At 72.3% G+C, this 12,747-nt stretch carries 13 protein-coding genes; 6 read left to right on the top strand and 7 right to left on the bottom strand.

From position 1 onward, the window contains the following. Positions 1 to 12 precede the first annotated feature (12 nt). The 4 genes from HW578_RS00065 to HW578_RS00050 form a co-directional block, all read right to left on the bottom strand. A complete protein-coding gene (locus HW578_RS00065; protein WP_198368445.1) occupies positions 13 to 801 on the bottom strand; it encodes a VOC family protein in 789 nt (262 codons plus the stop codon). 63 nt (positions 802 to 864) lie between these two features. After that, positions 865 to 2,196, bottom strand: a complete 1,332-nt coding sequence (locus HW578_RS00060) for an NAD(P)/FAD-dependent oxidoreductase (RefSeq protein WP_198368444.1) — start codon at positions 2,194 to 2,196, stop codon at positions 865 to 867. A gap of 87 nt (positions 2,197 to 2,283) precedes the next feature. Continuing rightward, positions 2,284 to 3,027: an SDR family NAD(P)-dependent oxidoreductase gene (locus HW578_RS00055; protein ID WP_198368443.1), complete on the bottom strand. Its 744-nt coding sequence runs from the start codon at positions 3,025 to 3,027 to the stop codon at positions 2,284 to 2,286. 68 nt (positions 3,028 to 3,095) lie between these two features. Then, complete coding sequence (locus tag HW578_RS00050; RefSeq protein ID WP_198368442.1) at positions 3,096 to 3,848, bottom strand: SDR family NAD(P)-dependent oxidoreductase; 753 nt, start codon at positions 3,846 to 3,848, stop codon at positions 3,096 to 3,098. 121 nt (positions 3,849 to 3,969) lie between these two features. Between HW578_RS00050 and HW578_RS00045 the strand changes: the two genes are divergently transcribed. Continuing rightward, positions 3,970 to 5,592, top strand: a complete 1,623-nt coding sequence (locus tag HW578_RS00045) for an ABC-F family ATP-binding cassette domain-containing protein (protein ID WP_198368441.1) — start codon at positions 3,970 to 3,972, stop codon at positions 5,590 to 5,592. Between the two features lie 7 nt (positions 5,593 to 5,599). Here the strand turns inward: HW578_RS00045 and HW578_RS00040 are convergent, their stop codons facing one another. Genes HW578_RS00040 through HW578_RS00030 form a run of 3 tightly spaced genes read right to left on the bottom strand, consistent with a single transcriptional unit; the run spans position 5,600 to position 8,895 of the window. Further along, positions 5,600 to 6,376 (bottom strand): ABC transporter permease subunit, encoded by a 777-nt coding sequence (locus HW578_RS00040; RefSeq protein WP_198368440.1) that lies wholly within the window; start codon positions 6,374 to 6,376, stop codon positions 5,600 to 5,602. After that, on the bottom strand, positions 6,373 to 7,332 hold the full coding sequence (locus HW578_RS00035; RefSeq protein ID WP_198368439.1) for an ABC transporter permease: 960 nt from the start codon (positions 7,330 to 7,332) through the stop codon (positions 6,373 to 6,375). Before HW578_RS00035 ends, HW578_RS00040 begins: the two co-directional genes overlap by 4 nt. Before the next feature lie 9 nt (positions 7,333 to 7,341). Next, on the bottom strand, positions 7,342 to 8,895 hold the full coding sequence (locus tag HW578_RS00030; protein ID WP_198368438.1) for an ABC transporter substrate-binding protein: 1,554 nt from the start codon (positions 8,893 to 8,895) through the stop codon (positions 7,342 to 7,344). A gap of 119 nt (positions 8,896 to 9,014) precedes the next feature. Between HW578_RS00030 and nikR the strand changes: the two genes are divergently transcribed. The 5 genes from nikR to HW578_RS00005 form a co-directional block, all read left to right on the top strand. Then, entirely contained in the window at positions 9,015 to 9,428 is a 414-nt protein-coding gene (gene nikR, locus HW578_RS00025) for a nickel-responsive transcriptional regulator NikR (protein WP_198368437.1), read from the top strand. Further along, complete coding sequence (locus HW578_RS00020; protein ID WP_198368436.1) at positions 9,428 to 10,255, top strand: hypothetical protein; 828 nt, start codon at positions 9,428 to 9,430, stop codon at positions 10,253 to 10,255. Before nikR ends, HW578_RS00020 begins: the two co-directional genes overlap by 1 nt. A gap of 111 nt (positions 10,256 to 10,366) precedes the next feature. Then, positions 10,367 to 11,428, top strand: a complete 1,062-nt coding sequence (pdhA, locus tag HW578_RS00015) for a pyruvate dehydrogenase (acetyl-transferring) E1 component subunit alpha (RefSeq protein WP_198368435.1) — start codon at positions 10,367 to 10,369, stop codon at positions 11,426 to 11,428. Further along, positions 11,425 to 12,411 (top strand): alpha-ketoacid dehydrogenase subunit beta, encoded by a 987-nt coding sequence (locus tag HW578_RS00010; RefSeq protein ID WP_198368434.1) that lies wholly within the window; start codon positions 11,425 to 11,427, stop codon positions 12,409 to 12,411. Before pdhA ends, HW578_RS00010 begins: the two co-directional genes overlap by 4 nt. Next, positions 12,408 to 12,747: biotin/lipoyl-containing protein (locus HW578_RS00005; RefSeq protein WP_304621622.1), on the top strand; the 340-nt coding region annotated here is incomplete at its 3' end. The genes HW578_RS00010 and HW578_RS00005, both read left to right, overlap by 4 nt.

The following is a 12,747-nucleotide window of genomic DNA, read 5'->3' as shown; positions in this document are numbered from 1 at the left end:
CTCAGCGCGGGATCAGGCGGGGTCGAAGATCACGGCAACGCCGCTGGCGAAGCCGGGCGGACGGGGCGATGTGGTGCCGAGCACCATGGCGGCGCCGCCTTCGCGCGGCAGCGCGGCCGCGTCGCACCGCGCCAGTCGCGCGATCACGTCGCGCGGGGCGAAGGCGATCTCGCCGCGGCCGGGCGCGGTGGCCACGACATGAAGATCGCCATTCTGGTGTGCCGCGCCGTCGATTGCCGAGGCCAGCGCAGCCGCGCCGCCCGCTGGATCATCGGTCGCGACCAGCACGCGCAGGATGCGCGTCGCGCCATTCGCGTGCGTCTGCAAGGACGGCACCCAGACCGCATCGCGCGTATGGTGCTGGCAGGCGAAGATGCCGAGCCCACCCACACGCTGGCTGACAGGCCAACGGAAGACACTGAAGCGCGCCTCCGTCTCGCTGCCATCGGGCAGCGGCACCGGGCGGCTGAAATGCACCGGGCCGACCGCCTCCACGCCGCGCGCGCGCAGCGCATCCGCGCCCGCCGCCGCATCCGTCGTAGTTAAGGCCGCGCGGTCCAGACCTTCCCGCGCCGCCACGAAATCGCGCAGTGCCTGGTTGTGCGGCGTCGGCGTCACCGCGCCGAGCAGTTCGAGGTAATCCTCCCCGAACATCATGGTGTAGTTGGCGCTGCCGATATGCGCGCTGTGCAGCCCGCGCGGTGAGAGCGTGAAGCCCAGCGCCGCCCATTCCGCCGCCGCGGCATCGAGGTCGCGCACGGCGACGACAAGGTGATCGAGCCCGGAAAGCGTCGGCAGCATGCCTGTCTCCCAGTGTTGCCGGGATACTAGGCATTCCCCGTGACGCACCGCAACACGGCCGGTTCAATGCAGCTTGACGCGCGGTTCCGTGCGCCGTGTCAGGGTGCGCGCCAGGCTCGACAGCGCGGTCTTGACCGTGCCGTGCAGCGCTCGCTCGTGCATCTTGTACAGCGAGCGATACATCAGCCGCGCGAACAGCCCCTCCACCCACATGCTCCGGCCGGCGAGGAAGCCCATCAGGCTGCCCACGGTGGAGTACTCGCCGAGCGAGACCAGCGATCCGAAGTCGCGATAGACGAAGGGCTTCAGCGGCTCGCCGGCCAGCCGCAGGCGGATCTGCGCCAGCATGTGCGATGCCTGCTGGTGCGCCGCCTGAGCGCGCGGCGGCACCGGGCGGTCGCTGCCCGGCATGACGCACCAGGCGCAGTCACCCATCGCGAAGATGTCGGGGTCCTGCGTCGTTTGCAGGGTGGGCAGCACCACCAGCTGGTTGGTACGGGTGGTCTCGAGGCCCGCCAGGTCGCGCAGCACCTCCGGCCCCTTCACGCCCGCGGCCCAGACCACGAGCTGGCTCTCGATCACGCTCCCGTCCTTCAGCTCCACGCCCTCGGCGGTGACGCGGGTCACGGGCACGCCGGTGCTGACCCTGACGCCAAGCCCCTCCAGCAATCCCTTCGCGGCTTCGGAGATGCGTTCCGGCAGGCCCGGCAGGATGCGCGGCGCGGCTTCGACCAGCGAGATTCGGATGTCCTTCTCCGGGTCGATGCGATCGAGCCCGTAGGCGACCACCGCACGCGCAGTGTGGTGCAGCTCCGCGGCCAACTCGGTCCCGGTCGCGCCCGCGCCTATGATGACGACGTGCAGCTGCCCCGGCTGCACCGGCCCTTCCTGCGCATGGGCGCGGATACAGGCATTCACCAGGCGACGGTTGAAGCGTACGGCCTGCTGCGGCGTCTCCAGCGCGATCGCGTGGTCGCGCACGCCAGGGGTGCCGAAGTCGTTCGTCGTGCTGCCGATGGCGATGACGAGCGTGTCGTAGGGCAGCGCGCTGCCCTGGGTGATGACGCGGCCTTCATCATCCTGCGTCGGGCCCAGCATGACCGTCTTCGCAGTGCGGTCGAGCCCGACCATCTCGCCGTAGCGGTAGCGGAAATTGTGCCAATGCGCCTGCGCGAGGTAGTCGAGCTCGTGCTCGTCCACGTCCATGCTGCCGGCCGCGACCTCGTGCAGCAGGGGCTTCCACAGGTGACCGCGGTTGCGATCGACCAGGGTGACGCTCGCCTCGCCGCGCTTGCCGAAACGGTCACCGAGCCGCGTGGCGAGTTCGAGCCCCGCGGCGCCGCCGCCGACGACGACAATCCGATGGGGCACTGGCCGGGGGGCGGCATCGGGCATGACGAGGAACTCCTGATGCGTCGAGCATGGCCGGGCGCCTGTTCGGTCACAAGCGGCCGCGCAGGCACGATGCTGGCCATGCAGGCGCTATGCCAGGAAGGCGCCGCCATTCACATGGATGGTCTGGCCGGTCACATACCCGCCCTCCGGCCCCGCCAGCATCCGGACGACGGCGGCGATCTCCTCGATGGTGGCCTTGCGGCGCATCGGGATGCCCGCCTCGCGCCCCAGGCCCTGCGGCATCGCGCCGGCACTCGCGCCGCGCGCGGTATCCACCGCGCCGGGTGCCACGCAATTCGCACGGATGCCCTGCGGCGCGAACTCCACCGCGATGGCGCGCATCAGCCCCTCGAGCCCGGCCTTCGAGGCCGAGACATGCGCCCGGTTCGGCGTGCCGACATGCGTCGAGATGCCAGAGAGCGCCACGATCGACCCGCCGCCACGCGCCACCATGGCGGGCAGCACGGCGCGCGAGAGGATGAAGGCGCCATCCAGCGCGACCGACAGGATCTCCCGCCATTCGGCCAGCGACATCTCGAGGAAGGGCGTCTGGCGCCGCAGCCCCGCATTGCAGACCAGGATGTCGACCGGCCCGGCCTGCGCCACCAGGCGCGCCACCGCATCCGGCTCGGAGACATCGGCCAGCATCGCCTCGGCGCTGCCGCCCAGCGCGCGGATCTCGGCGGCCACCGCCTCGATCGCGGCGGCGTCGGAGCGGCCGTTCACCACCACCTTCGCGCCATCCCGCGCGAGGCCGAGCGCGATCGCCCGCCCGATGTTCTTTCCCGCACCGGTGACCAGCGCGACCTTGCCCGCGAGCGCAGCGCCCATGTCCTATCCCTTCGGCTGATGATGGCGCCGCGATAGCATGCGACGCGGCACATCCCCAGGGGGTGGAGTCAGTGGAACACGCGGCCCGCGTCGATCACCACGGTCTGTCCGGTCATCGTCTCGGTCCTGCACATGGTGACCACCATCTCGGCGCAGTCATCCTTGTCCGCCGCCTTCTTCAGCAGCGATGTGGCCGCCGACCGCTCCACCTGCTCGGGGCGCAGGTTGGCGGTCGCGCGGGTGCCTTCCAGCAGGCCGGGGGCGACGCAGTTCACCAGCGTCTCGGGCGCCAGCGCCACCGCCATGCACTTCGTCAGGTGGATCAGACCCGCCTTGGACACTGCATAGGCGATCGACGACCCGGTCGGCCCGAGTCCGGCGACCGAGGCTATGTTGACGATCCGCCCGCGCCCCTGCGCCTTCATCACCGGTGCCACAGCCTTGGTCAGGCGCATCGGGCCGGTCAGGTTGACGGCCATGATCTTCTCCCACACCTCCTCGGTCAGGCTGTCGAGGTCGGGGAAGGGGATCGCCTTGTTGTAGGCGGCGTCGTTCACCAGGATGTCCAGGCGCCCGAAGCGCGCGGTCACATCCGCCACCAGCCGCGCCACCGCCGCGCCATCCGTGATGTCGCAGCCGAAGGCCGCCGCCTGCACCTGGTGGCGCGCTGCGATGTCGCGCGCGACGCCCTCGGCCTGGTCGCGGCTCTGCGCATACATCACCGCGACATGCACGCCCTCGCGCGCCAGGGCGTGGCAGATCTGCTGGCCCAGACCACCATTGCCACCCGTCACCAGCGCGACCGCACCGTTGAGATCCATGCGCTTCCTCCGTTTCCGCCGGCACAGTGGCGCGCGTTGCCGCCCGCCGGCAAGCCGGCCCCTCGACCGCGCGCGCGGCAGGGGCTAAGCGCCCCGCCATGTCAGGACGCCCGCCCCGCTCATGATCCGCCTCGACTCCATCAGCAAGCAGAACGGCCAGCACTTGCTGTTCATCGAGGCCTCGGCCGCGCTCCAGAAGGGCGAGAAGACAGGCCTGGTCGGCCCCAACGGGGCTGGCAAGACCACGCTGTTCCGCATGATCACCGGCGAGGAACCCCCGGACGAGGGCCAGGTCATCACGGAGCGCGGCGTGACCATCGGCTTCTTCAGCCAGGATGTCGGCGAGATGGCCGGGCGCAGCGCCGTGGCCGAGGTGATGGACGGTGCCGGCGATGTCAGCACCATCGCCGCCGAGCTCCGCGCCCTGGAAGCCGACATGGCCGATCCCGACAAGGCCGATGAGCTCGACGCCATCATCGAGCGCTTCGGCGAGGTCCAGGCCCGCTTCGACGACCTCGGCGGCTATGCTCTGGAGGGCCGCGCGCGCGAGGTGCTGGACGGCCTCGGCTTCAGCCAGGAGATGATGGACGGCGATGTCGGGAAGCTCTCCGGCGGGTGGAAGATGCGCGTCGCCCTCGCCCGCATCCTGCTGATGCGCCCCGACGTCATGCTGCTGGACGAACCGAGCAACCACCTCGACCTCGAGAGCCTGATCTGGCTCGAGCAGTTCCTGGCGGGCTACGAGGGCGCGCTGCTAATGACCTCGCATGACCGGGAGTTCATGAACCGCGTCGTCAACCGCATCATCGAGATCGATGGCGGCAGCCTGACCACCTATGCCGGCGACTACGCCTTCTACGAGCAGCAGCGCGCCCTGATGGAAAAGCAGCAGCAGGCGCAGTTCGAACGCCAGCAGGCGATGCTGGCTAAGGAGATCAAGTTCATCGAGCGCTTCAAGGCGCGCGCCTCGCACGCCGCGCAGGTGCAGTCGCGCGTGAAGAAGCTCGAGAAGATCGACCGCGTCGAACCCCCGCGCCGCCGCCAGACCGTGGCCTTCGATTTCCTGCCAGCGCCGCGGTCGGGCGACGACGTGGTCAACCTGCGCAAGGTGCACAAGCGCTACGGAAGCCGCGTGATCTACGATGGCTTCGACCTGCTGGTGCGCCGGCGCGAACGCTGCTGCGTGCTCGGCACCAACGGCGCCGGCAAGTCCACCCTGCTGAAGCTGGTGGCCGGCACGACCGAGCCGGATGACGGAACGGTCTCGCTCGGCGCCAGCGTGAAGATGGGCTATTTCGCGCAGCACGCCATGGAGCTAATCGATGGCGACCACACGGTGTTCGAGGCACTGGAACACGCCTTCCCGCGCGCCGGCCAGGGCTCCCTGCGCGCGCTGGCCGGCTGCTTCGGCTTCCCGGGCGACGACGTGGAGAAGCGCTGCCGCGTGCTCTCGGGCGGCGAGAAGGCGCGCCTGGTGATGGCCCAGATGCTCTACGACCCGCCGAACTTCCTGGTGCTGGACGAACCGACCAACCACCTCGACATGGCCACCAAGGAGATGCTGATCGCCGCGCTGGCACAATACGAGGGCACCATGCTGTTCGTCTCGCACGACCGGCATTTCCTCGCCGCGCTGTCAAACCGGGTGATCGAACTCACACCCGAGGGCGTGCACCAGTATGATGGCGGCTACAGCGAGTACGTCGCGCGCACCGGGCAGGAGGCGCCAGGCCTGCGGAGCTGACGGCGGATCACCGTGGCGTCGACGCGGGCTGTTCGGGCGGCGCTGCGGCCACCGCCACCAATCCGCTGACCAGTACCAGCATCGCCGCCGGCCACAGCCAAACCCACCAGCCCAGGCCCATCACGGCGAAGCCCTGCGCGACCATGCGGCCCCAGCTGCCGGCATCAGGGTCGCCGAGGCCGACGAAGGCGAGCGCCGCCTCCGCCAGCACCGCACCGCCGAAGACGATGCCCGCCCCCGCGAGCAGCGGCGCCGCCAGGTTCGGCACCAGGTGGCGCAGTGCCACATGCCCGGGTGTCGCGCCCAGTGCCCAGGCGGCGCGCAGGTATTCGCGGGCCAGCAGCGCCTGCGTCTCGGCGCGCAGGATCCGCGCCAGCAAGGGCCAGCGTGTCAGGCCAAGCAACAGCGCCAGGTTCCACGCCGATCCGCCGAACAGGGCCGCGACCAGCACGGCGAGAAGCAGCACCGGCAGGCTCGCCACGATCTCCGCGAGGCGCATCAGCACCTCGTCCAGCAGGGGCGGGCCGATGGCGGCGCCGACGCCGGCACCCAGACCCAGGACCAGCGCCACCGCGGTCGTGACGCCCGCCACCAGCAGCGAGCTGCGCCCCGCCTGCAGCAGCGCCAGCAGCATGTCGCGCCCAAGCTCGTCCGTGCCGAGCGGATGCGCGAGCGAAGGCGGCAACAGCGCCGCATGTGCCGGCAGCGCACCAGCCGGCGCGAACACGAGGCAGGCCGCGTAGAAAGCGAGCAGCAGCAGCACGGCGAGGCGCCGCGCGGTCATGGCGCGTCCCTGCGCAGCCGGGGATCGGCCAGCGGCGCCGCCAGGTCGGCCAGCAGGTTCGCCGCCCAGGCGATGGCGCAGGCCACCACCACGGTGCCGATCACCACGGGATGGTCGCGGGCGAGCGCCGCGGTCACCGCCAGCCGCCCGAGCCCTGGCAGCGCGAAGGCGACCTCGATCACCAGCGCCCCGCCGAGCAACGCGCCGATACGCGCCGCGGTCAGGCTGGCGACTGGCAGCAGCGCATGCGGCAGCGCGTGGCGCCAGCGCGCGGCGCGGCGCGACCGGCCACGCGCCATGGCGGCGGTCACGTAGGGCAGGCGCATCTGCGCCAACACGCCGGCGCGCACCAGCAGCGCGACGAAGCAGAGCTGGTGCAGCGCCAGCGCGAGCACCGGCAGCACGAGATGACGGACGCGTTCCAGCAGCAGCGCCACGCCGCCGGCCGCCGGGTCCCGCGCATCGGCGATCCCCTGCACCGGCAGCACCCCGAGCCACAGCGCGAAGACCAGCACCAGCCCCTGCGCCACGATGTAGCCCGGCAGCGCATGCAGTGCCGAGAACAGTGCGACCGGCCAGCGCGCCGTGCCCGCCGCCGCCATCGTCCCCAGCACGGTGCCGGCCAGCGCTGCCAGCACCGCGGCCGAGATCGTCAGCCCGAGCGTCAGCGGCAGACGTTCCAGGATCAACGCAACGACCGGCCGTTGCTCGCGCCAGGAGGTGCCGAAGTCGCCGCGCAACAGGTGCCCCATCCAGCCGAGCCAGACCTCGGTCCCCGGGCGATCCAGCCCATAGCGCGCCGCGACCTCCTCGAGGTATCCCGGCGCGCCGCTCTCGCCCGCCAGCCCGACCACCGGCCCGCCCGGCGCGTGCCAGGCGAGCAGGAAGGCGAGGCTCGCCGCGGCGAGCACGGCGACGACGCCGAAAGCCGCGCGCCGGACCAGCAGGCCGATCACGCGGCCCGGCTAGCGACTGCGCCAGGCGCGTTCCGCCACCTGCCCCGTCCAGGGCGCGAAATCGGCGAAGCTGTCGCGCCAGGCGGCGGTGAAGTCGGTCTCGACCAGCCAGAGATAGGGCAGGTCGCGCGCCAGGATCGCCTGCGCCGCGCGATACGCCGCACCGCGCGCGGCATCCTCCTGCAGGGACGCGGCCCGGTCGAACATCGCATCCACCTCGGCATTGCGATACCCGGCGGCGTTCGAGAAGGGGACGTTGCCGATCGCCGCCGAATGCACCATGCGCCGCACGCCGATCTCAGGATCGGTGCCGTTGCAGTAGGAGACGAGCGTGAGGTCGAAGTCGCGCCGCGCGAAGACGGTCTGCGCCAGCGCCGCAGGGTCCATCATACGCGCGCGCAGCGCGATGCCGAGCGGTGCGAGCTGCTGCCGCAGGATCTCCGACCACCGCGCGAAGGCGGGGAAATGAACGATGTCGAGGCTGGCGCGCAGCCCGTCGCCGCCGCGCGGTAGCTCGGCCGCGTCCAGGCGGCGGTTCGCGTCCGCCACATCCGGTGACCACGTCGCAAGCGCGCCGGGCTGATGCGCCCAGGCGATGCCCGAGGCGATCGGGGCCTCCGCCACCCGCCCCTGACCGAAGGCGACCTGGTCGAGCATGCGCTGCCGGTCGAGCCCCCGCGCGAGGGCCTCGCGCAGCCCGGCGTTGCCCGGCACCGCGCGATCGAGGTTGAAGCCCAGCGTCATCACGCAATTGGACCCGCCCGCCGCCGATCGGGTCTCGGTCAGCGTCACGCCGCGGCCGCGCAGCCGGGCCGCATCGGGGGGTGCCACGCGGGCCAGCATGTCGACCTCGCCGGCCAGCAGCGCGTTCACCTGCGTGTTCGCATCAGGGATGATGCGGAACACCAGGCGGTCGAGCCGCGGCAGTCCGGGCCGGAAGTAGTCGGCGTTGCGCAGCAGCACGACCTGGTCGTCGCGGCGATGGCTGTCGAAGCGGAAGGGGCCGGTGCCCACGGGGCGCAGATTGGCCGGGTTGGTGACGGGATCGGTGCCGGCAAACAGGTGCGCGGGCAGGATCGGCGCCTCGCTCACATCGAGCTGGCGCAGCAGCGCGGGATGCGGGCGGCGCAGGCGAAACGTGACCGCGAGCGGCCCCTCCGTCTCGATCGCCGCGATGGCCGGGGCAAGCCCGGCGCGGGCGCGGGCATGGTGGCGCAGCAGCAGCCGGTCGAAGCCGACCTGCACATCCTCGGCCGTGAAGGGGCGCCCGTCATGCCAGCGCACGCCGGGGCGCAGGCGGAAGGTGACGGCAAGCCCATCGGGTGCGACGATCCACCCCTCCGCGAGGTCGGGCTGCGGCGTGCCGGCCTCGTCGAGCGCGACGAGGCCGTTGAACAGCGACCCCGCCACGGCATGCAGCGGCCCGGCGGTGGATATGGCCGGGTTGAGGTGCCCCGGATCGCCCGCAACCGCGATCACCGCCGTCCCGCCGCGCGGCTGAGCGGCGGCGGGCGCGGCCAGCAGGGTGGCAGCCAGCAGGCAGGCCAGGCGGCGAGACGGCATGCGGAGGGCTCCGGCGGATGGCGGCGAGGGTATCGTCGCGTATGACGAATGCCAATGATCAGCATACCACGTGCCAGGCGTCGCGGCCTCGCCTAGCCTCGCCCGGCACGGAGGGCGCCATGCAACGACTGACCATCACCCTCGACGACGAGACGGCGGAGGGCCTCGATGCCTTCATGGCGGCGCGCGGCTACGCCAACCGCTCCGAGGCGATGCGCGACCTGCTGCGCGGCGCGCTGCGCGATGCCGGCGCAGCGGAGACACCCTCGCGCCCCTGCATGGCGGTGGTGTCCTACATCTACGACCATCACGAGCGCGACCTCGGGCGGCGCCTCATGCGCGTGCAGCACGACCATCACGCGCTCGGCGTCGCGACGCTGCACACGCATCTCGACCACGACAACTGCCTGGAGGTGGTGGTCCTGCGCGGCACGACGGACGCCGTGCGCGGCTTCGCGCAGGCGCTGGTCAGCGAGCGCGGCGTGCGGCTTGGCGGGATGAACCTGCTGCCGCTGCCGGCGGACGGGGCGTGATGGATCCTGCCGGGACGACCAACGAGACGACACTCCGCCTGGAGGGCCGGAAGGTGTTCCTGGCCTATGGCATTTTCGGCGAGGTCACCGCACGGCTGCATGCGATCGGCTTTGACTACATGCACAGCCTGCAGGCCTGGCTGGAGGCGCAACGGGCCGATCCTTGCCTGGTGCGCCTCGATACGCTCGAACCGATCGAGGCGAACGGCGCACGCTTCGCGGACGCGATCGCCGCCAGCCCGGAGCCGGCCCTGGTCATCGGCTACAGCAAGGGGGGTGTCGAGGCACTGACGGCGCTCACGCAACCGAGCGCCAGGGCGAAGTGCCTCGGCTTCATCGCGCTGCAGTCGCCCTTCCTGGGCAGTCCGGTCGCCGATGTCGTGCTACGCCCCGGTCCGCTCTCCGCGGCGTCCATGACGATGGTGCGCGGGCTTGGCATCGGATCGGGCGAGGGGCTGCGCGACCTGACGCGGCGCGCGCGCCGACGCTGGATGACGCGTCACGCGGCCGAGGTCGCCCAGGTCCTGGCGCAGGTGCCGACAGTCTGCCTGGCCACCCAGCTCACGCCGCAGAACGCGCGCGGGCGGGCCAGGCTCTACCTGCCCGCCGCACGCTGGATGGAGCGGCGCGGCTACGGCCCCAATGACGGGCTGGTGCCGGTGAGCAGCGCCTTGCTGCCCGGGGCGCGGCACCTGATCGCCGAAGGCTGCCACATCGAGAGCATCAGCGCCGGCGGCGGGCGCGAACCCGTCTCGCTGCTGGTCAGCGCGCTCGAACTGCTCCAGGCGCCGGTGCCGCGGGCTCCGGCGGAAGGCGACGCGCCCTGACGAGCAGCGGGCGGTACTTGACGGAGGTCAAAGCGGGATAGCGCCGGATCTGCGTTCAATCCCTGCCGCAGCCGATGCGTTTCCGGCACCGCGCAGGAGGAAGCGCCCGTGGTGACCACCACCGCCGCGCAGTTCTCGGTGGCATTGCGCCGTCACCTCGACAGGGATGGCGGCGCCCTCGGGCCCCTGCCCGACTGGGCCGCGCCCGCCGCGCTCGTGCCGCTGTACCGCGCGATGGCGCGCACGCGTGCCTTCGACCAGAAGGCGGTCGCGCTGCAGCGCACCGGGCGGCTCGGCACCTATGCCTCCTCGCTCGGGCAGGAGGCGGTGGGCGTGGGCCTCGCCGCGGCGATGCGCGAGGAGGACGTGCTGGTCCCGAGCTTCCGCGAGCATGGCGCCCAACTCTGGCGCGGCGTGACGATGCACGAACTCTTCCTCTACTGGGGCGGCGACGAGCGCGGCAGCGACTTCGCCGGGCCGCGCCAGGACTTCCCCGTCAACGTCCCGGTCGGCAGCCAGGCGCCGCACGCCGCCGGCGTGGCGCTCGCATTCCGCCTGCGGGATGAGCCGCGCTGCGCCGTCTGCGTGCTGGGCGACGGCGCGACATCGAAGGGCGACCTGGCCGAGGCACTGGTCTTCGCCGGCGTCTGGCGCCTGCCGCTGGTGGTCGTCGTCAGCAACAACCAGTGGGCGATCTCGGTCCCGCGCGCGCGCCAGACCGCCGCGGCGACCCTGGCGCAGAAGGCGATCGCCGCCGGCATCGAGGGCGAGCAGGTGGACGGCAACGACGTCATCGCCGTCCGCACCGCCGTCGCAGAGGCGCTGGAGAGCGCACGCGCCGGCCACGGACCGCGGATGATCGAGGCGGTGACCTACCGGCTCTGCGACCACACCACCGCCGACGACGCCAGCCGCTACCGCGACGATGCGGAGGTCTCCGCCCATTGGCCCGAGGAGCCGCTGCTGCGCCTGCGGACCCATCTGCACGCCGCGGGCGCCTGGTCGAAGGAGGCCGAGGAAGCGCTGCTGGACGCCTGCCGCGAGGAAGTCGAGCGCGAGGCCGCCGCTTGGCTCGCCACGCCGCCCCAGCCCGAATCCGCGATCTTCGCCCACACCTACGCGGCGATGCCGGAGGAGCTGCGCCGCCAGGCGTCGGAGGCGGCTGCGCCATGACCGCGACCGAGCTCACCCTGGTGCAGGCGGTCAACGCCGCGCTGGCGCGGGCGATGACGGAGGATCCCGCCGTCATCGTCCTCGGCGAGGATGTCGGCGCCGATGGCGGCGTGTTCCGCGCCACCGAGGGGCTGCTGGCGCGCTTCGGCGACCGCCGCGTGCTCGACACGCCGCTGGCCGAGGCGGGGCTCGCGGGGCTCGCCATCGGCCTCGCGGCGCAGGGGCTGCGGCCGGTGCTGGAGATCCAGTTCAGCGGCTTCCTCTATGCCACGCTCGACCAGGTGCTGAACCATGCGGCGCGGCTGCGCAACCGTACGCGCGGGCGGCTCTCCTGCCCGCTCGTGATCCGCACGCCGAGCGGAGGCGGCATCCGCGCCATCGAGCATCATTCGGAAAGCCCCGAGGCGATCTTCGCGCATGTGCCAGGCCTTCGCGTCGTCGCGCCGTCCTCGCCGTCCCAGGCCTACGGCCTGCTGCTCGCCGCGATCCGCGACCCGGATCCGGTGATCTTCCTCGAGCCCACGCGGCTCTACCGCGCGACGCGCGAGGCGGTGACGGACGACGGCACGGCGTTGCCGCTCGATCGCTGCCGGAGGCTGCGCGAGGGCGCCGACGTCACGCTGGTCGCCTGGGGCGGCCTGGTTCCGGAGGCGCTGGCGGCGGCGGAGACGCTGGCGGCCGAGGGCATCGGCTGCGAGGTGCTCGACCTCGCCACGCTCAAGCCGCTGGACGAGGCGGCGATCCTGGCCTCGGTCGGCCGTACGGGCCGGCTGGTGATCGCGCAGGAGGCGCCGCTGACCTGCGGCGTCGCGGCGGAGGTCGCGGCCCGTGTCGCGGAACGCGGCCTCACCGCGCTGCGCGCGCCGGTGCAGCGCGTGTCGGGCTGGGACACGGTGATGCCCCTGCCGCGGCTCGAGCAGGCCTATCTTCCCGGCGCGGCGCGGATCGCCGCCGCGGCGCGCCGCGCCATGGCCTGGACATGAGCGTCTTCAGCCTGCCCGATCTCGGCGAAGGCCTGCAGGAGGCCGAGATCGTCGCCTGGCACGTGGCGGAGGGCGACCACGTCGTCGCCGACCAGCCGCTGGTCTCGGTGGAGACGGAGAAGGCGGTGGTGGAGGTGCCCTCCCCGCAGTCGGGCCGCATCGCCCGCCTGCTCGCCGCACAAGGGTCCCGCGTCCGGGTGGGTGAGGCGCTCGTCGCCTTCGCCGATGCGGGATCGCCCGACGTCGGCGCCGTGGTCGGCACCCTGCCCGAGGCTGCGCCCGCCCGCGCCGCCACGCCGCTGCCGCAGGGCGGCGCACCGCGCGCGATGCCGGCCG

It is taken from the genome of Roseomonas rosulenta (genome assembly GCF_016106005.1).
GTDB lineage: Bacteria > Pseudomonadota > Alphaproteobacteria > Acetobacterales > Acetobacteraceae > Neoroseomonas > Neoroseomonas rosulenta.
Note: the sequence above shows the minus strand (reverse complement) of the source record. Positions and strands in the feature narration are given on the sequence as shown.

Excerpts from the sequence above, each read along its gene's own strand:
- HW578_RS00040 (WP_198368440.1), bottom strand. The coding sequence starts at position 6,376 with ATGACCGCGCGGCGCCTCGCCGTGCTGCTGCTGCTCGCTTTCTACGCG.
- HW578_RS00030 (WP_198368438.1), bottom strand. The coding sequence starts at position 8,895 with ATGCCGTCTCGCCGCCTGGCCTGCCTGCTGGCTGCCACCCTGCTGGCC.
- HW578_RS00055 (WP_198368443.1), bottom strand. The coding sequence starts at position 3,027 with ATGGGCGCTGCGCTCGCGGGCAAGGTCGCGCTGGTCACCGGTGCGGGA.
- nikR (WP_198368437.1), top strand. The coding sequence starts at position 9,015 with ATGCAACGACTGACCATCACCCTCGACGACGAGACGGCGGAGGGCCTC.
- HW578_RS00060 (WP_198368444.1), bottom strand. The coding sequence starts at position 2,196 with ATGCCCGATGCCGCCCCCCGGCCAGTGCCCCATCGGATTGTCGTCGTC.
- HW578_RS00045 (WP_198368441.1), top strand. The coding sequence starts at position 3,970 with ATGATCCGCCTCGACTCCATCAGCAAGCAGAACGGCCAGCACTTGCTG.
- HW578_RS00010 (WP_198368434.1), top strand. The coding sequence starts at position 11,425 with ATGACCGCGACCGAGCTCACCCTGGTGCAGGCGGTCAACGCCGCGCTG.
- HW578_RS00020 (WP_198368436.1), top strand. The coding sequence starts at position 9,428 with ATGGATCCTGCCGGGACGACCAACGAGACGACACTCCGCCTGGAGGGC.
- HW578_RS00065 (WP_198368445.1), bottom strand. The coding sequence starts at position 801 with ATGCTGCCGACGCTTTCCGGGCTCGATCACCTTGTCGTCGCCGTGCGC.
- HW578_RS00050 (WP_198368442.1), bottom strand. The coding sequence starts at position 3,848 with ATGGATCTCAACGGTGCGGTCGCGCTGGTGACGGGTGGCAATGGTGGT.